The sequence below is a fragment of the Bradyrhizobium sp. WYCCWR15520 genome (assembly GCF_056174665.1).
Window position 1 is genome coordinate 38356 of record NZ_JBWBWM010000005.1, and the last position, 19252, is coordinate 57607.

Below are 19252 nucleotides of genomic sequence, written 5' to 3' on the forward strand. Positions count from 1 at the left end.
GCAAGCCAGGACTTTGCAAACCACGGCGGCGCGGCGGAACTGGCTCCGGGCTTATCGGGTGGGGCTATGGTCACGGCGCGCTTTCTCCTCGACCACCCCTGGAGTGTCAACCTGCCGCAACGGGAAAAAAGTTGGTCGTCGTCCCTGCGAAAGCAGGGACCTATAGCCACCAGACGGCGGCGGGGAAAACGGCATGAGCCACGGTGACACTAAGAGGCCGCCCAGTATGGGTCCCTGCGTTCGCAGGGACGACGATGGATGGTATTCATCGTCCAAATGGCGCACTAATATCGCCCAATATTGACCCTGTGGATCGCATGGCCGCCCTCTCCCGAGACCAGATCACGACCTTCGTCCGCGGCATCAGCCTGCGGCAGGTCCGTCTCGCCACCGGCGTGATCCTGTTCGCCTATCTGGTCAGCCATTTCCTCAACCACGCGCTCGGTAATATCTCGCTGGAGGCGCTGGCGAGCGGCGTCCAGCTCCACATGGCATTCTGGCAATTCCTGCCGGTCACGATCCTGTTCTACGCGGCATGCCTGGTGCACACCGCGCTCGGCATCTGGGCGCTGTATGAACGCCGGCAATTTCGCTGGAAGGCGATCGAGCCGCTGCAACTGGCGCTCGGCCTCAGCATCCCGATGATGATCATCGCACACATCATAGGCATCCGGCTCGGCCAGACGCTCTACGGGCACGAGAAACTCTATCCGCAGATACTGTTCCTGTACTGGATCTGGGCGCCATGGCGGATCCCGATGATGCTCGCAGTGATGACCATCGCCTGGGTCCATGGTTGCATCGGGCTCTATCTCTGGCTCCGGATGCGGGCGTTCTACAAGCGCGCCGCGCCGTTCCTGCTCGCCGCGGCGGTGCTGATCCCGACGCTCTCCATGCTCGGCTTCTATCAGAGCGGGCGCATGGTGATCGACAATGACAGCACCGAGTGGCGGGCGGAAACCCAGTCGGAGCGCCAGATCGGCACGCGCGCGGAGGCGCAGAAGCTCGATCGCATCACCGACTATTTCCTGTTCGGCTATTTCGGCCTGATCGGCATTGCGCTGGTGGCGCGCGGCGTCCGCGCCGTCAACGAACGCCGCCGCGGCATGATCAACCTCTCCTACGGCAACGGCCGCACCGTGCGTGTGCCGAAGGGCCTGAGCGTGCTCGAGGCGAGCCTGCGCAACAACGTGCCGCATGCCAGCGTCTGCGGCGGCCGGGCCCGCTGCTCGACCTGCCGCATCCGCATCATCGGCGACTGCAGCGCGCTGCCGGAGCCTTCGCAGCGCGAGGCTTTCGTGCTCGGCCGGGTCGGCACGTCGGATCCATCGATCCGTCTCGCCTGCCAGTTGCGGCCGCCGGCCGACCTCTCGTTTTTCCAGCTGTTCCTGCCGCACACGATATCCGCCGACCACCATGATTCGAACCCGACGCGGATCGGCCAGGAGCGCTATCTCGTCAGCCTGTTCGTGGACATGCGCGGCTCGACTAAGCTGGCGGAAAAGCGCCTGCCGTTCGACACCGTCTTCATCGTCAACCGCTTCCTCGGCGCGGTATCGCAGGCGGTGATCGAGAGCGGGGGCAGGCCGAACCAGTTCGTCGGCGACGGCATGCTGGCGCTGTTCGGGCTTTCGACCAGCCGGCAGAACGCCTGCCGTCAGGCCCTGAAGGCGGCGGCGATGATCGCCGCCAATGTCGACGCCCTGAACAAGTTTCTCGAGCATGATCTGCGCGAGCCGATCCGCTTCGGCATCGGCATCAATGGCGGCGAGGTGATCGTCGGCGACATCGGCTATCGCGATCACATGGTGTTCACCGCGCTCGGCGATCCCGTCAATGTCGCGGCGCGGCTGCAGGACATGACCAAGAGCCTTGCATGCGAAGCCGTCATCTCCGATGAAGTTCGCGCAACGGCTGGACTCGATGCCGATGCGCTGCCGCGGCATGACGTCGAGATTCGCGGACGCAACGAACCGATGATCGTACGCACCGTGGAAGATGCGCGAACCTTGTCGGCGCTGGTTAACGAGCAGCAAAGCGCGGTAGCGTGAAAACGCTTCAATTATAGAGGTTCGAAGCGTGTGTGATGTTTTTCACACCTGAATAATCGTTCAGAAAATTGTCGGCGAGCGCGGCGCTGAAACCTCGAACCCGCTCTCTCAAGCACACGACAGATTGGCGATGGGTAAGACTGAAACTTAAACCCGCGCCAAGACGAAACGTCGAACGCGCACATTTGAAAGAGAACGACCATGCTTCGCAAAATGACTCTCGCCCTTGTTGCCGCCGCGTCGCTCGGCGCCGTCGCGCTGGCTCCCAACACCGCTTCGGCGGGCGGGTTCTGGCCGCATCACCATCACCACCATCACTTTGGCCACGGCCATGGTCATGGCATCAGCATCGGCCTGATCGGTGGCGGCTATGGCTATGGAGGCTGCTACGTGACCCGCCGGGTGATGACGCCGTTCGGCTTCCGCTGGCGCACGGTGAACGTCTGCTACTGATCCGGCCGCAGCTGTTCAGTCCGCAAAGCCCCGGCCGCTCGCGCGGCCGGGGTTTTCGCATCGATCGGCCCAAATGAGCGCGGAAATCGGCAAAACGGCGGAAATCGGCGGCGAATGGGGGCTTTTTCGCCGAATCGGCCGATCCGTTTGCGCTACCCAGCCCGCCCTAACCCGCGTATCCTGATGCTGCGGGCATGCCGGTTAGTGCGGGGACCGGCGGCTCGTATATTTTTTTGATTCCGCGGAGACGACGTGAATGGCTAAGGGTACGGTGAAGTGGTTCAATCCGACAAAGGGCTACGGATTTATCCAGCCCTCGAGCGGCGGCAAGGACGTGTTCGTTCATATTTCGGCAGTTGAGAAAGCCGGGCTTTCGACCCTCAATGAAGGGCAGACCGTCGAGTACGAAGAGATCGCCAACCGCGGCAAGACTTCGGCCGAGAACCTCAAGGTTTAGCGCGCAGGCGCAACCGGCAACGGCACGCTCTCGGAGTTAGATCCGGGAGTTGGGCTTAAAAAATTTCTCGAAAACTGTGAGCGTTCGGCGGAGCGGGCACCGCTTCTGCACGCGCGATGGCAAGTCGTTGCGCCAAATCCGGCCGCTCAATCTTCCGTAACCCACTTCTGGACCGTCATCACGTCCGGTGGCTGCAGATAGCCGCGCGGCCAGAGGTCGACGACCCATTCGACCTTGGTGACGCGATCGACCAGCACCGCGGTGTTGTGCGGCGTCTGCAATACCAGCGTATTGCCGCGATAGCGCGGATCGCCGATCGCGTGATGCTTCAGCAGGCCCCACTCCCGCAGCACCAGGAGCAGGCTGGTGGTGTTGCGCGTTGTGTCCCAGCAATCGTAATTGTGCTTGTCGTCGAAGTAGCGAAAGTCCGCTTTCGCCACGCGCTTGTTGGTGCCGAGGATCGGCCCCATGCGGCGATCGAACCACACCACCGCCTTCTGAATCGCGGCGCGCTCGGCCGCGGCTGAGGCGCGGCCCGCCGCCATAATCTGGGTCAGCGCGCTGCGGTCGCCGGCCGTGAAATCAAGAATCTCGCGGCGGCGGCAGACGAAGCCGTAGCAGACGGTCATGGAGGTGGCGGAAGGCGGATAGATCGAAACCGAGCTATAGAGGTTGGCGACCTCGGCACTCATCTCGATCGCTCGCGCCGGCGGCGCTGCAAACAGCGCAGCGACAAAAGCGACAAGCGCGGCCGCAAGGCCGTTCCGCGTGAGGCTTTCCCGTATCGGCAGAGCGGCGTCTCTCATCATTCCCGCAGTTCCCAAGCGACGGCGTTCGTGACGATTAGCGCGGCTCCCGCGCACTGCCAACAAGCAAGGCTGCGATCTGGGGACTGCGCCGCGGAAATTCCGCTTGCTGTGTTGTCCGTGCGCCAGTTGTTCCGCGCCGGGGGGTTCGGAGCGACGGCGCTAACCGACCGGCAGCGGGGCGTCGCGCTTGACCTCTTCCATCACGGCGTAAGTCCGCGTCTCGCGCACGCCCGGCAGCGCCAGGAGACTTTCGCCGAGGAACCGGCGGTAGGCCGTCATGTCGGCGACCCGGGCCTTGACCAGATAGTCGAAGCCGCCCGCCACCATGTGGCACTCCAGCACTTCGGGCGCGGTCTGCACGGCCTTGGCAAACCGCTCGAAGACATCGGGCGTGGTCTTGTCGAGCATCACCTCGACGAACACGAGCAAGCCCAACCCCAGTCGATGCGGATTGAGCCGGGCGCCGTAGCCTTCGACAAAGCCGTCGCGCTGCAGCCGTTTGAGCCGCTCGCCGATCGACGTCGGCGAGAGCCCGATCCGCTCGGCCAGCTCGACGTTGGCGATACGGCCATCCGCCTGAAGAATTGAGAGGATTCTGCGGTCTATCTTGTCAATATCAATCATTTATCCGGCCAGATGTAATATCGTCCAGACTATCTAAGGCAAAATTGCGAATTTGTCTATCGAACTACGGCTGAAGTGGCGGTAAGCTTGCACAAATAGCCAAGAGAACTGCATGTCAACCGATCCGCCAGACCTGCCGTCCTTCAGCGCACCCTACGCGCCTGACGATCGTGCCATGGCCACCGGGCTCCTCGGCGCCGCGCGGCTGGGCGCAGCGCAGGAGGAAAACATCGACCGCGTGGCGACAGGGCTGATCGAAGCGATCAGGGCCAATGACGATCCGCTCGGCGGGGTCGAGGACATGCTGCGCGAGTTCGCGCTGTCTACCAAGGAGGGGCTGGCGCTGATGGTGCTGGCGGAAGCGCTGTTGCGCGTGCCCGACGCACGCACCGCCGACCAGTTCATCGAGGACAAGCTCGCCCAGGGTGACTTCGTCCATCACGAGACGAGGTCGAGCGCGTTCCTGGTCAATGCTTCGGCCTGGGCGCTCGGAATGTCTGCCCGCGTGATCCAGCCCGGCGAGACCCCGCAGGGGACCATCGGCCGACTGACCAAGCGGCTGGGCGCGCCGGCCGTGCGGGCGGCGACTCGTCAGGCGATGCGGCTGATGGGCAATCATTTCGTGCTCGGCGAGACCATCGACGCGGCGCTGTCGCGCGCTCAGCCGTATTCGTCGCGCCACCAACGCTACTCCTTCGATATGCTCGGCGAAGGCGCGCGCACCGCCGATGACGCCGCGCGCTATTTCAATTCCTATTCAATTGCAATCGAGGCGATCGGCCGTACGGCCGGTGATCGTCCCCTGCCCGACCGTCCCGGCATTTCGGTCAAGCTCTCGGCATTGCATCCACGCTTCGAGGCGGTGAGCCGCGCCCGGGTGATGAACGAACTGGTGCCGCGGCTGATCAATCTCGCAAGGCAAGCCAAATCCCATAACCTCAACTTCACCGTCGATGCCGAAGAAGCGGACCGGCTGGAAGTGTCGCTCGACGTGATATCGGCAGCGTTCGCCGATCCCTCGCTGGCAGGCTGGGACGGGTTCGGGCTGGCGATCCAGGCCTATCAGAAGCGCGCCGGCGCAGTGATCGATTACGTCGATCGCCTCGCACGCAGCCTCGACCGCAAAATGATGGTGCGGCTGGTCAAGGGCGCCTATTGGGACACCGAGATCAAGCGCGCGCAGGAACGGGGACTCGACGGCTACCCCGTGTTCACCCGCAAGGCGATGACGGATCTGAACTACCTCGCTTGCGCAAAACAATTGCTGGCGCTGCGGCCACGGATTTTTCCGCAATTCGCCACCCATAATGCGCTCACCGTCGCGACCATCCTCGAACTGGCAACGGACCGAAGCGGGTTCGAATTCCAGCGCCTGCACGGCATGGGCGAGGCGCTCTATGCAAAGCTCGGCGACGACCGCTCCGACATCGCCCATCGCACCTACGCGCCAGTCGGCAGTCATCGCGACCTCCTTGCCTATCTGGTGCGGCGGCTATTGGAGAATGGCGCCAACTCGTCCTTTGTCGCGCTCGCCGCCGACGCGGCGGTGCCGGTGTCGCAATTGCTGCGGCGTCCGGCCGATATCATCGGTCGTGCAGACAATGCAACACATCCGAACATTCCGCTGCCGCGCGATCTCTACGGAGCCAACCGGAAAAACTCTCGCGGAATCGAATTCGGTGAACGCGCGGCGCTCGAGCAATTGGTTTCGGCCATTGCCACCGTACCATTGCCGACACCAGGAAGCGTCGCAGACGCAACTGAGGCCGAAGCCAATGCGGCGATACTGGCAGCGCGAGGCGGCTTCAAGCATTGGGCCAGAACGGCAGCCGAGACACGTGCCGCCATCTTGGAAAAGGCCGCCGATCTCCTGGAACGGCGCACAGCGCATTTCATCGCGCTGCTGCAACGGGAGGGCGGCAAGACATTGGACGATTCGGTTTCGGAAGTGCGCGAGGCCGTGGACTTCTGCCGCTACTATGCCGCGCAGGGGCGTGAGCTGTTCGGCGAAGGCAAGGCGATGCCGGGACCGACGGGCGAGAGCAACACTCTCTGCCTGCGCGGCCGCGGCGTCTTCGTCGCGATTTCACCGTGGAATTTTCCGCTGGCGATCTTCCTGGGCCAGCTCACCGCGGCACTGATGGCGGGCAACGCGGTCGTTGCGAAGCCGGCCGAGCAGACGCCGCTGATTGCGGGTGCCGCGATACGGCTGCTGCATGAAGCCGGCGTGCCCGCCACAGCGCTGCATCTGGTGGCAGGCGATGGCCGGATCGGGAGCGCGCTGGTGGCGCATCCCGACATCGCCGGTGTCGTCTTCACGGGTTCGACTGAAGTAGCGCGCACGATCAACCGCGCACTCGCTGCCAAGGACGGGCCGATCGTGCCGCTGATCGCCGAGACCGGCGGTATCAATGCGATGATCGTCGACGCCACCGCGCTGCCCGAACAGGTCGCGGACGACGTCGTGACCTCGGCGTTCCGCTCCGCCGGCCAGCGCTGTTCGGCGCTGCGGCTGTTGTTCCTGCAGGATGACGTCGCCGACCGCATGATCGAGATGATCGCAGGCGCGGCGCGCGAGCTCGTCATCGGCGATCCCGCTGATCCCGCCACGCATATCGGGCCAGTGATCGATGTCGAGGCCAAGCAGCGGCTGGATGCGCATATCGCACGCATGAAGAAGGAAGCCCATGTGCACTTCGCGGGTAGCGCACCACAAGGCAATTACGTCGCGCCGCATATTTTCGAATTGTCCGATGCCGGCCGGCTCACGGAAGAGGTGTTCGGTCCGGTGCTGCACGTGGTGCGCTATCGTGCCGACCGGTTCGACCATGTGCTGCAAGCGGTCGAGCGCTCGGGCTATGGGCTCACCCTCGGCATTCATTCCCGGATCGACGATACCGTGGAAGACACAATTGAAAGGCTTCAGGTCGGCAACATCTACGTCAACCGCAACATGATCGGCGCCGTCGTCGGCGTGCAACCGTTCGGCGGCCACGGGCTTTCAGGCACCGGGCCCAAGGCCGGCGGGCCGCATTACCTGGCGCGTTTTGCGACCGAACAGACGGTGACCATCAATACCGCCGCAGCCGGCGGAAATGCAGCGCTGATGTCTGGCGGCGAGTAGTTGCATCGCCCACCCGAGATGGGTCAAATGGCGTCCGAATGCTAGCTTTCGCTGGCGGTAATTCCGACCCACGAAAAAAAATCAAGCAAGCCACACGGAGCGGCGCTACGATGGATAAGGGTATTTTCGAAGGCCTGAAGGTTCTGGACTGCGCGAGCTTCATCGCAGCGCCTGCGGCCGCTACCGTGCTGTCGGATTTCGGCGCCGACGTGATCAAGATCGAGCCGCCCGGCGCCGGCGATCCCTATCGCAACCTGCCGAATTTGCCCGGCTATCCGCATAGCGAGCATAATTTCGCGTGGATGCTGGAAGCCCGCAACAAGCGCAGCCTCGCGCTCGATCTCTCCAAGCCCGAGGGCCAGGCCGTGCTGCATCGCCTCGCCGCCCAGGTCGACGTCTTCATTACCAACTATCCGCCGCAGGTGCGCGAGCGGCTCGGTATCACCCATGAGCATCTGGCGCCCCACAATGAGCGCCTGATCTACGCGTCGTTCACCGGCTATGGCGAAAAGGGTGAGGAAGCCAACAAGCCCGGCTTCGACTCCAACGCCTATTGGGCGCGCTCGGGGTTGATGGACCTGGTGCGCGCGGATGAACACACCACGCCAGCGCGTTCGATAGCGGGCATGGGCGATCATCCCTGCGCCATGGCATTTTACGGCGCGATCGTCACCGCGCTCTACAAGCGCGAGCGCACTGGCAAGGGCTCGCATGTCAGTTCCAACCTGATGGCCAACGGCATATGGGCGGCTTCGGTGCTGGCGCAGGCCAAGCTGGTCGGCGCGAAGTTCGGCGAGCGTCGCCCGCGCGAGCGCGCGCTCAACGCAGTCACCAATCACTACCAATGCAAGGACGGACGCTGGCTGATCCTCTCTTTGCTCAACGAGGACCGGCAATGGCCGACGCTGGCACGCTGTCTCGGCCGCGAGGATCTTATCACCGATGCGCGCTTCGAGACCAAGAAGGATCGCCATGCGCGCTCGCTCGAACTGATCAAGATCTTCGACGAGACGTTCGCAACGAAGGACCTTGCGGAATGGCGCAAGATCCTCGACGGCAACGGCCTGGTATTCGGCGTGGTCGGCATTCTCGACGACATCCCGAACGACAAGCAGATGATCGAGAACGAAGTGCTGGTGCCGTTCGAGAACGACACCATGCTGACGATCTCCAGCCCGATCTGGGTGGATGGCAGCAAGAAGGTTCAGCCGCGCAAGCCACCCGGCATCGGCGAGCACAGCGACGAAATCCTGCGCGCCGCGGGCTATGACGAAGCGGCCATCGGCAAGCTGCGCGCGGCCGGCGCAGTGGCGTGAGGCAGCAAGCCATGCCCAGCTATCGTCTGCATTACTTCCCGGAGTCGGGAAACAGCTACAAGCTCGCGCTGATGCTCACATTGTGCGGGCAGAAGTTCGAGCCCGTATGGACCGATTTCGGCGGCGGCGTCACGCGCACACCGGAATGGCGGCGTGACGTCAACGCGATGGGCGAAATCCCGGTGCTGGAAGAGGACGGCGAGCGCCTCACCCAGACCGCGCCGATTCTGCTCAAGCTGGCCAAGCAATTCGGCCGGTTCGGCGGCGAGACCGAGCAGGAGCAGTTCGAGTTGCTGCGCTGGCTGTTCTGGGACAACCACAAGCTCACCGGCTACATGGCAACCTACCGCTATTTTCGGACCTTCACGCCGTCGCCGGATGAGCATGTGCTGAAGCATTTCCGCAGGCGGATTGATGACTTCCTGTCGATCCTCGAGCAGCATCTGCAGAAGAATGCATTTGCGATCGGCGAGCGGCCGACGGTAGCCGACATTTCGATGATGGCCTATCTACATTATCCCGCCGACGAGACCGGATATGATTGGGCTGTGAGCCATCCCGCGATCAATGCCTGGCTCGGGCGGATGGCGCAATTGCCGGGCTGGAAATCGGCCTATGACCTGTTGCCCGGCAAGCGCCTCACGCACTACGCCAAGTGACCGATCAAGTGAGCCCGTGTAGCGCTAGCGGCCTTTAACGAAGCACATGCCGATACGCGAGATCTTGCCGGCGGCCTGACAGCTCAGCCCCTCGGCGCAGGTCCAGTCGCGGAAACTCGCGTCATTGTTGGCGGCTTGCCTGGCCTGCACATAGCAATGCGCGCCCCAGCCGTCGTAATGGTTGGTGCCGGCGAGTTCGGTGCTGCCGCGCAACTGCGGACGGCTGGCAAAGCCGCGGGAGTAATCCGGCGGTTTGCCGTCGCGCAGGCTTGCAAGAATATCGCGGCGGCGGATCTGGTCGCCGAAGAAATGCGGCGATCCCGGCACCACGGTCGAGTTCGACGTTTTGTCCGCCATCCAGTCGACGCCGGGGAAATGAAAGCCGCCGATGCCGCGCGTCTGGTGGCAGCCGGAACAGGTCACATCGTTGAGCCGTCGCTCGAACCCGGCAAGCGAGCGTATGTTCTGCAGCTTTCCGCCACCTTCCGCGACCTTCCTTAGCGCAGCCACGACGTCGGCCTCGCTGAACACGGCGCCCTCGCCTTGCACCAGACCAAACTCTGGCTCCAGATCCGACGGATCGAACCCGACCGGCGTTGGCGCAATCGCGCCGTTTGCGAGGAATTTTTCCGGGATCAGCACGGTGCCGCGGTCGAACGCGGCGAGGTTGACAGGATCGAGCAACCACGCCTTGAACTCGCGCTTGAGGCCATCGTCCGCCAGAAGGCGCGCGCGGTCGATCTGGTTTTCCATCGGCGCTTCCGCGAACACGCGCGCGTTCCGATCGTAGCGAAACACCTTCAACAGATAGTCGGTACGGAAATCGCGCACGGCTGACTTCGGCGCGTGCGCGATCTGCAGATTGGTCTCGATGCGATCGATATTTTCATGACGGATCAGGTCCGTCCCAGCGAACGGCGCGGCTAGCCAGCGACCGGCAATTTCAGAACAAGTGATCGCCTCACCCTCGCCCTTCGCCTTCAGCACGACGTTCAGCGTCATCGGCAGTCGCGGCGGCGACGCATTGTCGCCGGCCGCTTTGTTCATCCGCGTCAGGCGGTAGATCAGGCGGATCTCGCCGCAACTTGCCTCCGTGGCGTAAGTGCGGTCCATGCGGTTGACGATGCCGGCCAGCACGAACCGCGTCTCTATCGCATAGAGCAGCGCGCGGTCGAACAGTTGGAAATCGAAGCCCTCTCCGACGCCGATCGTTTCCTTCGCCAGGTTCGCACGATGCCGCGCGATATAGCGATCGAACTCGCCATCGATCGCCTGCCGGACCGGCGCCATCGATGGTAAAGCGAACAGCTCGCTATTGGCGAGCGGCGTATCCGCCGACCGCTCCGGCAGCAGCATGCGATCGAGACGGAATTTTCCGCCATCGAGTTGGCGCAGCGTTACTGGATCGGTGATAGCGGCGCCGCGTTCCAGGGGTGCATCCTGTGCCGCATATGCCGACGAAGCGCCGCACAGCAGAAACAGGACGATGGCAAGAAATCGTGGCGCGCGGCTCATGTCCCAACTAACACCGCGCAAAGAGGCCTATTCAAGAAAAAAGGCGCTTCACGTCACCGTGAAGCGCCATCCTGTTTAGATATCGAGCCGTCAGCGCGCGACGATCAGGCCCTTGCTGGTCACAACCACCCAGCGGCCGTCCTGCTTGCGAATGGCATCGACCCGGCCAAGGCCCGGCACGGGATCGCCGGCATAGACCTCGTACATGCCGCGGCGGCTCTCGATCAGGGCGCTGCCGTTGGCGACGTCCCGCAACACCCAGCCTTCGACGGTCGGCAGCCGGGCAACTTCAGACTTGGGCGGAGCGGGTGTGGGCGCGGCTGCCGAAGCAGGCGCGGCGGCAACAACCTGTTGCGGTACCGTGCCCGTCACATCCTTTGCGGGAGCCGGCGCAGCGGCAGCCGTCGCTGCGGATGCCTGGGCAGCGCGGAGCTTGTCGACGGATTCGCTGAGCTTTGCGAGTTTTGCGGCAGGCTCGGCCTGCGCCTTCTCAACCTTGTCAAGGCGGTCGCTGGCCTTGTTGAACTGGGTCACGCCGGCCTTGGCGGTATGTTCGAGGCTCGCCTTCAGCGCGACGATCTCGGCATCGATCCGCGCCACCGAGGCTTCCAGCGCGCTGTCCTTCACTGGGGCCGCGGCCGTTTCCTGGGCCATCAGCTTTCCGATCCCCGCGGTTGCCAGCGCGCCACCGAGCGCGCCCGCCACGGTCGCCAGCGCCACCACGGCGGCCATCGCGCCGAACCTGTGCTTACCGGACGAAGCTTCCGCCGGCGCAGCCTTCGCCTCGGAGCCGACGCGATCGCCAGGCGACATGATCGTCACGTTGCCGGGGAAGCGCGGCGCCTCCGGTTTCACGGCGTCGATCTTGGGAGCGTCGATTTTGGGAGCTTCGGCCTTTGGCGCCTCGACCTTTGGCACTTCCATTTTGACGGCCTCCACCTTGGGGGCGTCGGGCTTGGGCGAGTTCTCCTGCTCGGGCGCGAGTTTTGCCGCCTCGACCTCAGCCGCTACCGGCTCGCCCGGGGTCGGCATGTCGGGCGCTGTCGGCCCGACGCCGATATTTCCGGTTTCATCGCTGGTGGGCTGGGGTTGCTGATCGCTCACGTTGGATTCTCCAGAATTGATTGACCATTTGGTAACTTTTATTGCTTGCCAAATCGTTACCGGCATCGGCCTTACCGAAATTTTAGGAACTCATCCGGCTCGGCTCTGGGCCGTCGCCTGCCGGCCGTCCCCGCCCCGGGCTCTTCATGCTGCCCTGCGGCATCTGTGTTCCGTTTGCGCCGGTCTGTTTCCCGACTAACATGGAGCGACCGACCAGCCAGAAAGGCAGGTGGCCGCCATGACCATCGAAAAATGCATCAACGAGTTTGATGTAGATGACGTCATTTTTGAGGAAGGCTCGACCGGGCGGGAACTCTTCGTCGTGCTCGACGGCAAGGTCGAGATCGCCAAGATGAACGGCGCCAGCAAGACCGTGATCGTCACCCTCGGCAAGGGCGAGTTTTTCGGCGAGATGGCTGTCATCGACGGCTCGTCCCGATCGGCAACCGCCATTGCCGCCGCCCCCAACACCCGCGTGATGCGGATCAATCACGCCCGCTTCGTTTACCTGATCAGCCAGCAGCCGGCCTTTGCGCTGATGATCATGGATGCGCTCAGCAAGCGCTTGCGGGCCTCCAATTCGGTCGCCTTCAGAACCGCGGCCGGTTCATGAGCGACCGCAAGCCGAGCCCGTTCAAGACTCTGCTCGACAGCGACGTCTGCACGCTGATCGAGGCGGCCGAGGACGTCTACCAGGTCCGCTTCAAGAACCGCGCGGCGAACGCCTATCTGGTGCGCGGCAGCTCGCGCACCATCATGATCGATGTCGGGCTATCCTCGAATTTTCCGCGCCTGCTGACGTGCCTCGACCATCTTGGGGTGAAGCCCGACGACATCGACATGGTGGTGCTGAGCCACGAGCATCTCGACCATATCGGCGCGGCCTATCAGTTCCACGGCCGCGCGTTCATCGCCGCGCATCGGCTGGCCGCCAACAAGATCATGCTGCGCGATGACTTCTCGATGCTGCGCAAGATGTTCAACGAGCCGAACGTGCCGATCAACATCGATCTCTGGCTGGAAGAAGGCAATCTGATCGACCTCGGCAATTTCCGCCTCAACGTGATGTACACGCCAGGCCACACCTCGGCCTGCATCACGCTGTTCGACCAGGACAAGGGCCTGCTGTTCGCCTCCGATACGCTGATGCCCGGCGGTGTGATGGGCGGCGTGTTCGGCTCCGGCAGCATCGCCGACTACATCCAGTCGCTGGAGCGGCTGAAGGGCCTGAACTCAAAGATCCTGCTGTCGGGCCACGGCCGGCTGTCCGATACGCCGCAGGACGACGTGCGGATTGCGATCCAGCGTTCGCACGGATTGCTGTCGGACACCGCGCAATTGTTCGATGCGCTCGATGCGCGGGCGAATTTCGAGCCGATCATGCAGTCGGTGCGCGACCTCAACAAGCTCGACGACTGACCCGTCATTGCGAGCGCAGTGTTCAGCCCGGCGACATAGCTTACACCTGTTCGGGGACATGGTTGACACTTTTGGATCAGCCCAAATCGATTGCCGCGACCTGATGCGCGGCGAAGAATATTCCGAACCTGCCGTCAGTATCGAGTGGACGGATCGCAAGCCGCTCGCCACGAAAGGCCTGGGGGACCTTCCACAATCTGCCTTTGAAGCTGACGTAGGCCTTGGTGGTGGAGACGGCGCGTCGATCTCAACATCTGCGAGCATATGGGCAACGGCTTCCGTTTTGGCGAAGGCCTGAAGTTTTTCGAGAAGCGAATTCCCTGCGCGCCCGAAGCCTCGCCCGGCCTCAAGGTGATCGCCGCCAATCGCCTGCAATGGCTCAACGGCCAGATGGCCGACGGTCGCGGCTATCTCTGCGGCAAGCGCTTCACGCTGGCGGATATCCTGCTCTATGGCTGGCTCGATTTCGCCGGCCAGGTCGGCCAGCCGCTCGATACGGCGAATGCCAACATCGTGGCGTGGATGGCGCGGGTGGGCGAGCGGCCTTCGGCGAAGTCGTAAGGTAGCAGTTCGATCACCGCACAAGAAAAAGGCCGGCGGGCGTTACGCCGCCGACCTCATCTTGCAACTGCCGGCTCACGGGTCCGGTTCCGTTGCTTTGCATTCCACTTGCTACATCTACCGCGATTGGTAACACCCGGTGTCGGCTGATTCCATTGCATGCAGGTATGGCCAAACCGTCTTGAGGTAGGCTGGCACTGTGCAGACGGATGGAGCCGACTATCCCTTGGTTTAGGGCAGTGGTAGCGCACTACAGCACCCCCGGCGCAACCGGCCATTCGTTCGTCCCTCCGCCCTTAGAAAATGCGCCGCCAGTTCGCGTGGCCTTCAGCCAACGCTTCTGACCGGCTGCCGCAGAATCGTCTTGAGCTTTTCCGGTGACGTCCTGCGTGGATCGCTCAGATAGATCTCGTGATGTGGCCCTGCAAACGTCATCCCCTTCGCAGGCATGATCTCGTTGTGGAGCCTGGCGAGCGTCGGGCCTTCGTCGTCATAGCTGCCGATATGCAGCGTCTGCAGGCATCGCCCTTCGTCCAATGGCTCAAGGCGCAGCGAGACCGGAGGCTCCCCGAGCTTGTCCCGCGATTTTGCCAGGGCCGCCTCGTATAGGGATCGCTCAACGAAGTCGGGCACCATGATCATCATCGTCCATTGCCACAGATGCTTCCGGCGTTCGACAAAATCGTCTGGATTGTCAGCCCACCAAAGGCCTTCGAGCGGCGGAACGACGTAGTCTTTTCCCGATTTGGCCCTGGTGGCAAATTTCATCGCGTAGCTCGCCGAATACAGCCACTCGACGGCGCGCTTGTAGGCCGGATCGCGATTGGGGTCGCCTTTGCCGTCGATCTTGACGAATTTCATGACCGGCACGTCGAGGAGAGCAAAACTGCCTTTTGGTGCGCTGTAGAGCGTTGAGAGCTTCTTCTTGAAATCGATCTTGTCCATGTTCGTCTTTGGCTAAATCACCACCGGCGCATCGGGTAGCTCATTCGTTCCCCCGCCAACCCTTGGAAAATGCCTGGCCAGTTCGCGCGACACCGCCTCGATGCCCTTGATCACACCGCGCTCAAAGTCTGCCGCCCTGAAGGCGGTTTCCATCTCGCTGCAGATCTTCTCCCAGCCTTCCGCGCCGACCTTGGCGTCGATACCGCGATCGGCGACGATCTCGACGTCGCGGTCGGCGAGCAGGAGATAGATCAGCACGCCGTTATTATGCGCGGTGTCCCAGATCCGCAAATGCGAAAAGACGTCCAGCGCCCGCTCCCGCGCGGACTGGTTGCGAAACAGCGGCGCACCGTCGAGCGCGCCTTCGACCACAAAACGAATCTGCCCGGAATGGGTGGCCTCGCCCGCATTGATCGCCTGCTCGATCCTCGCCAAGAGGGCCGGCGGGAAATCACGTCGGCGGCGCCAGTGATGCTGGAGAAGATGCCTGGTGATACGTCCGATGCTCATGGCTACCAGCTCCCCGATGCACCGCCGCCGCCAAAGCTGCCGCCGCCACCGCGAAATCCACCGTCGCTGTCGCCGGAGCTGCTACCGCCGGACCACGAGCCGCCGCTGCCGCCGATGACCCATCCATTGTCCCTGCCGCGGCGTCCCACGCTTGGCCCCATGGAGCCCATATTCTGGACGAGGAAGGTCACGACGAAAGCGATAAAACCGACGAGGATCGCAGCCGCAAGCGATCCGGCAAGGAACCAGCCGAAGATCCCGACGATGCCGCCGGTTGCCGCCGCGCCGATGAACCGGCCAAGCAACGCCCTCAGCACTCCGCCGACAATGAAGGCGAAGACGAGGATAAAGGGATTGAACGGGTCGATATAGTTGGACAGGCCTGGACCCTGCCAATGCGGCGGCTCCGGCTCCGGCAACTTCTCGCCGTCGGCGATCCGGACGATCCGGGTGACGCCCGCCGAAACGCCACCAGCGAAATCGCCGGCCTTGAATTTCGGCGTGATGTCTTCATCGATGATGCGCTTCGTGGTGGCATCGGTCAGCGCGCCTTCGAGGCCGTAGCCGACTTCGATGCGCAGATGGCGATCGTTCTTGGCGATGACGAGCAGCGCGCCGTCATCGACCTTTTTGCGACCGATCTTCCAGGCTTCCGCGACGCGCAGCGAAAATTGCTCGATGGCCTCGCCGTCCGTCGTCGGCACGATCAGCACCGCGATCTGGCTGCCCTTTCGCGTCTCCAGATCCCGCAATGTCTGCGTCAGCGCGGCGATATCGCCGGCCGAAAGCGTGCCGGTCTGATCGACGACACGACCGCTCAGCGGCGGCACCGCGACGAGGGCCAGCGCGGAAGCGGCCCAGCACAGCAGCAGTGCAAGAAGAGAAGCCCTTGCGGCGTTCATTTTCGTCCGCTACTTGGCGGGCGCCGGCGTCGGGTTGAAGTCCACCTTTGGCGCCGTCGAGATCGCCTTCTCGTTCTCGACCGTGAAATTCGGCTTCTCCTTGTAGCCGAATGCCATCGCCGTCAGATTGTTCGGGAAAGTGCGGATGCCGACGTTATAGTCCTGCACCGCCTTGATGTAGCGGTTGCGCGCCACGGTGATGCGGTTTTCAGTGCCTTCGAGCTGCGCCATCAGGTCGCGGAACAAAGCGTCCGACTTGAGCTGCGGATAGTTTTCGGTCACCACCAATAGCCGAGACAGCGCGCTCGACAGCTCGCCCTGGGCTGCCTGGAATTTCTGAAATGCGGCGGGATCGTTCAGCACCTCCGGCGTCGCCTGGACGCTGCCGACCTTGGCACGGGCATTGGTGACGCCGAGCAGCACGTCCTTTTCCTGCTGCGCAAAGCCCTTCACCGAATTGACGAGGTTGGGCACAAGGTCGGCGCGGCGCTGGTATTGGTTGACCACTTCCGACCAGCCTGACTTGACCTGCTCGTCAGTGGTCTGGATGGCATTGTAGCCGCAATTGGTCAGGCTCAGCGTGGCCAGCGCGGCTAGCACGGTCCAAAATCTGCGCATCGAACTCTCCCAAAAGAAAAGTCCAACGCCACCATAGCAGATTGGTTGCGTCCGGTATGCAGGCGCGAGCCCGACTGGGCCCGATTTTGCTGGCGACGGCCCTTGCGTATCATTTGCCGAAATAACAACATGACCGCCAACAATAAGGAAACGCGAGGGCGCCATGCAGTTCGAAACCATCGTCGTGGAGCGGCCCGACCCGCGAGTAGCGCGGATCGTGATGAACCGGCCCGAGGCACGCAACGCGCAGAACCTGCAGATGACCTACGACCTCAACGCCGCCTTCGACCAGGCGGTGCAGGACGACACGGTCAAGGTCATCATCCTCGCCGGCAACGGCCCGCATTTTTCGTCGGGGCATGACCTGCGACCCGGCGGCAAAAACACCGCCGGCGCGGATTTTCCACCGGTCGGAAATTGGGGCGGATTCGCCGAACCCAACGCCCACGGCCGCTTCGCGCGCGAGCAGGAGATCTATCTGCAGATCACGCGGCGCTGGCGCAATCTCGCCAAACCGACGATTGCGGAGGTGCACGGCAAATGCATCGCCGGTGGGCTGATGCTGGCCTGGGCCTGCGACCTCATTGTCGCAAGCCACGATGCCGAGTTCTGCGATCCCGTCGTGACCATGGGCGTCTGCGGCGTCGAGTGGTTCGTGCATCCCTGGGAGCTCGGCCCACGCAAGGCCAAGGAATTGCTGTTCACGGCAGACGTCTGGAGCGCGGAGGAAGCGCACCGGCTCGGCATGGTCAATCACGTGGTGCTGCGGGATGAACTCTCCGCCTTCGTGATGAAGCTCGCTGAGCGGATCGCAGCAAAACCCGCTTTCGCGCTGAAACTGACCAAGGAAGCCGTCAATCGCTCGGTGGACGTCATGGGACAGCCCGCGGCGATCGAGCAGGCATTCGCGCTGCATCAGCTCTGTCACGCGCACAATCTTCAGGAATTCGGAATGATCGTGGATCCGGCAGGCCTTCATCCGTCCGTCCGCAAACCCGCCCAAGCAAAATAGAACAGCAACAAGCAAAGAAGATCAGATGGACCTCACCTTGAGCGACGAGCAGCGGTTGCTGCGCGAAAGTGCCGACCGCTTTGTCAGCGAGACCTATACCGCCGATCATCGCCGAAAGATTGCGGGCGATCCGCTCGGCTTCAGCGCCGACATCTGGAAGCAGTTCGCCGATCTCGGCTGGCTGGCGCTGCCGATTCCCGAGGCTCATGGCGGGCTCGGCGGAGGCGCGATCGAGATTGGAATTCTGATGGAGGCGTTCGGGCGCGGCCTGGTATCTGAGCCCTATCTCTCCACGGTCGTGATCGGTGCATCGCTGATCTCGGAATGCGGTTCCGATGCACAGAAGCAGGCCCTGCTGCCAAAGATCGCCGACGGCTCGCTGGTTGTGGCGTTCGCGCATTCGGAACGACAGGCGCGCTTCGATCTGGCCAAGGTCGCGACATCAGCGAAGAAGACGCCTGACGGCTGGCGTCTCGACGGACAGAAGACCGCCGTGCTCGACGGTAACGCCGCCGGGCAGATCATCGTCTCGGCGCGCGACGATGACGGCAAGCTCGGGCTATTCCTTGTGCCTCGCGGCGCAACCGGGCTCACCTCGCGCGACTTTCCTCGTCTTGGCGGCGGTCGGGCCTGCAACCTCGATCTGAACGGCGTGCAGCTTCCCGCCGGAGCCCTGCTCGGCGACGGCCGCGACGCGCTGCCCGCGATCGAAGCCGTGGTCGATCGCGCGATGGCCGCGCTCGGCGCGGAAGCGGTCGGCATCATGCAGACGCTGCTCGACCAGACGCTCGAATATACCAAGATACGAAAGCAGTTCGGACGGCCGCTGTCCGCCAATCAGGTGATCCGCCATCGCCTCGCCGACATGGCGATGCAATGCGACGAGGCGCGTTCGATGGCGCTGCGTGCCGCGCTGATGGCCGATGCCGAACCTGTGGCGCGCAGCCGCGCCGCGTCGGGGGCAAAAGCCAAGATCGGCAAATGCGCGCGCTTCGTCGCCGAACAATCCGTCCAGCTTCACGGCGCCATGGGGGTCACCGAAGAGCTTGACATCGGTTCCTATTTCAAACGGCTGCTCGCCTTCGACACGCTGTTCGGCGGCAGCGCCTATCATTATCGCCGTCATGCCGCCCTCGGCGGCCGTGCCGTCCAGGCCTGAACAGGAGCGCTATC

Annotated in this window: 19 protein-coding genes and 1 pseudogene; 11 read left to right on the forward strand and 9 right to left on the reverse strand. The window is 63.2% G+C overall.

All coding sequences use genetic code 11. The features are described 5' to 3' along the window. Positions 1 to 317: 317 nt before the first annotated feature. The 3 genes from AC0QUY_RS06955 to AC0QUY_RS06965 all read left to right on the forward strand — a co-directional run bounded on the left by AC0QUY_RS06955 (position 318) and on the right by AC0QUY_RS06965 (position 2961). Entirely contained in the window at positions 318 to 2051 is a 1734-nt protein-coding gene (locus AC0QUY_RS06955) for an adenylate/guanylate cyclase domain-containing protein (protein WP_475386279.1), read from the forward strand. A gap of 201 nt (positions 2052 to 2252) precedes the next feature. After that, a complete protein-coding gene (locus AC0QUY_RS06960) occupies positions 2253 to 2504 on the forward strand; it encodes a hypothetical protein (protein WP_475386280.1) in 252 nt (83 codons plus the stop codon). Positions 2505 to 2760: 256 nt separating this feature from the next. Next, complete coding sequence (locus tag AC0QUY_RS06965) at positions 2761 to 2961, forward strand: cold-shock protein (protein ID WP_028351035.1); 201 nt, start codon at positions 2761 to 2763, stop codon at positions 2959 to 2961. Between the two features lie 146 nt (positions 2962 to 3107). Here the strand turns inward: AC0QUY_RS06965 and AC0QUY_RS06970 are convergent, their stop codons facing one another. Together AC0QUY_RS06970 and AC0QUY_RS06975 are read right to left on the reverse strand one after the other, a co-directional pair. Continuing rightward, the gene (locus AC0QUY_RS06970) at positions 3108 to 3767 is read right to left on the reverse strand and encodes a hypothetical protein (RefSeq protein WP_475386281.1); all 660 of its coding nucleotides are present in this window, start codon (positions 3765 to 3767) and stop codon (positions 3108 to 3110) included. Positions 3768 to 3929: 162 nt separating this feature from the next. Further along, positions 3930 to 4394 carry an Lrp/AsnC ligand binding domain-containing protein gene (locus AC0QUY_RS06975; protein ID WP_202639258.1) on the reverse strand — a complete coding sequence of 155 codons (465 nt, stop codon included), beginning with the start codon at positions 4392 to 4394 and terminating at the stop codon, positions 3930 to 3932. Between the two features lie 112 nt (positions 4395 to 4506). Between AC0QUY_RS06975 and putA the strand changes: the two genes are divergently transcribed. The 3 genes from putA to AC0QUY_RS06990 all read left to right on the forward strand — a co-directional run bounded on the left by putA (position 4507) and on the right by AC0QUY_RS06990 (position 9493). Beyond that, complete coding sequence (gene putA / locus AC0QUY_RS06980; RefSeq protein ID WP_475386282.1) at positions 4507 to 7518, forward strand: bifunctional proline dehydrogenase/L-glutamate gamma-semialdehyde dehydrogenase PutA; 3012 nt, start codon at positions 4507 to 4509, stop codon at positions 7516 to 7518. Between the two features lie 110 nt (positions 7519 to 7628). Then, positions 7629 to 8834 carry a CaiB/BaiF CoA transferase family protein gene (locus tag AC0QUY_RS06985; protein WP_475386283.1) on the forward strand — a complete coding sequence of 402 codons (1206 nt, stop codon included), beginning with the start codon at positions 7629 to 7631 and terminating at the stop codon, positions 8832 to 8834. A gap of 11 nt (positions 8835 to 8845) precedes the next feature. After that, on the forward strand, positions 8846 to 9493 hold the full coding sequence (locus AC0QUY_RS06990; RefSeq protein ID WP_161852038.1) for a glutathione S-transferase family protein: 648 nt from the start codon (positions 8846 to 8848) through the stop codon (positions 9491 to 9493). Between the two features lie 24 nt (positions 9494 to 9517). Here the strand turns inward: AC0QUY_RS06990 and AC0QUY_RS06995 are convergent, their stop codons facing one another. Both AC0QUY_RS06995 and AC0QUY_RS07000 read right to left on the reverse strand, forming a co-directional pair. Further along, positions 9518 to 11008, reverse strand: coding sequence for a hypothetical protein (locus AC0QUY_RS06995; protein WP_475386284.1), 1491 nt, complete (start codon positions 11006 to 11008; stop codon positions 9518 to 9520). Positions 11009 to 11098: 90 nt separating this feature from the next. Further along, positions 11099 to 12112 (reverse strand): hypothetical protein, encoded by a 1014-nt coding sequence (locus AC0QUY_RS07000; RefSeq protein ID WP_475386285.1) that lies wholly within the window; start codon positions 12110 to 12112, stop codon positions 11099 to 11101. 238 nt (positions 12113 to 12350) lie between these two features. On the opposite strand from AC0QUY_RS07000, the gene AC0QUY_RS07005 reads away from it, so the two are divergent. Together AC0QUY_RS07005 and AC0QUY_RS07010 are read left to right on the forward strand one after the other, a co-directional pair. After that, positions 12351 to 12725: a Crp/Fnr family transcriptional regulator gene (locus AC0QUY_RS07005; protein WP_475386286.1), complete on the forward strand. Its 375-nt coding sequence runs from the start codon at positions 12351 to 12353 to the stop codon at positions 12723 to 12725. Beyond that, positions 12722 to 13531 carry an MBL fold metallo-hydrolase gene (locus AC0QUY_RS07010; RefSeq protein WP_475386287.1) on the forward strand — a complete coding sequence of 270 codons (810 nt, stop codon included), beginning with the start codon at positions 12722 to 12724 and terminating at the stop codon, positions 13529 to 13531. The genes AC0QUY_RS07005 and AC0QUY_RS07010 overlap by 4 nt, the downstream gene beginning before the upstream one ends. Positions 13532 to 13607: 76 nt before the next feature. On the opposite strand, the pseudogene AC0QUY_RS07015 reads toward AC0QUY_RS07010, so the two are convergent. Then, positions 13608 to 13772: pseudogene (locus tag AC0QUY_RS07015) on the reverse strand (IS481 family transposase); the annotation flags it as partial. A 23-nt stretch (positions 13773 to 13795) separates the two neighbouring features. Between AC0QUY_RS07015 and AC0QUY_RS07020 the strand changes: the two are divergent. Further along, a complete protein-coding gene (locus tag AC0QUY_RS07020; RefSeq protein WP_475386288.1) occupies positions 13796 to 14092 on the forward strand; it encodes a glutathione binding-like protein in 297 nt (98 codons plus the stop codon). A 327-nt stretch (positions 14093 to 14419) separates the two neighbouring features. Here the strand turns inward: AC0QUY_RS07020 and AC0QUY_RS07025 are convergent, their stop codons facing one another. From AC0QUY_RS07025 to AC0QUY_RS07040, 4 genes are read right to left on the reverse strand one after another with little or no spacing between them, the layout of a single operon-like run. Beyond that, on the reverse strand, positions 14420 to 15037 hold the full coding sequence (locus AC0QUY_RS07025) for a GyrI-like domain-containing protein (protein ID WP_475386289.1): 618 nt from the start codon (positions 15035 to 15037) through the stop codon (positions 14420 to 14422). A 12-nt stretch (positions 15038 to 15049) separates the two neighbouring features. Beyond that, positions 15050 to 15547, reverse strand: coding sequence for a TPM domain-containing protein (locus AC0QUY_RS07030; RefSeq protein WP_475386290.1), 498 nt, complete (start codon positions 15545 to 15547; stop codon positions 15050 to 15052). 2 nt (positions 15548 to 15549) lie between these two features. Continuing rightward, positions 15550 to 16449, reverse strand: a complete 900-nt coding sequence (locus AC0QUY_RS07035; RefSeq protein WP_475386291.1) for a TPM domain-containing protein — start codon at positions 16447 to 16449, stop codon at positions 15550 to 15552. 9 nt (positions 16450 to 16458) lie between these two features. Further along, positions 16459 to 17067: a LemA family protein gene (locus tag AC0QUY_RS07040; protein ID WP_161852030.1), complete on the reverse strand. Its 609-nt coding sequence runs from the start codon at positions 17065 to 17067 to the stop codon at positions 16459 to 16461. 163 nt (positions 17068 to 17230) lie between these two features. Here AC0QUY_RS07040 and AC0QUY_RS07045 point away from each other — a divergent pair, with 163 nt between their 5' ends. Together AC0QUY_RS07045 and AC0QUY_RS07050 are read left to right on the forward strand one after the other, a co-directional pair. After that, positions 17231 to 18079, forward strand: a complete 849-nt coding sequence (locus AC0QUY_RS07045) for an enoyl-CoA hydratase (protein WP_475386292.1) — start codon at positions 17231 to 17233, stop codon at positions 18077 to 18079. Positions 18080 to 18104: 25 nt separating this feature from the next. Then, positions 18105 to 19238, forward strand: coding sequence for an acyl-CoA dehydrogenase family protein (locus AC0QUY_RS07050; protein ID WP_475386293.1), 1134 nt, complete (start codon positions 18105 to 18107; stop codon positions 19236 to 19238). The last annotated feature ends 14 nt before the right edge of the window (positions 19239 to 19252 follow it).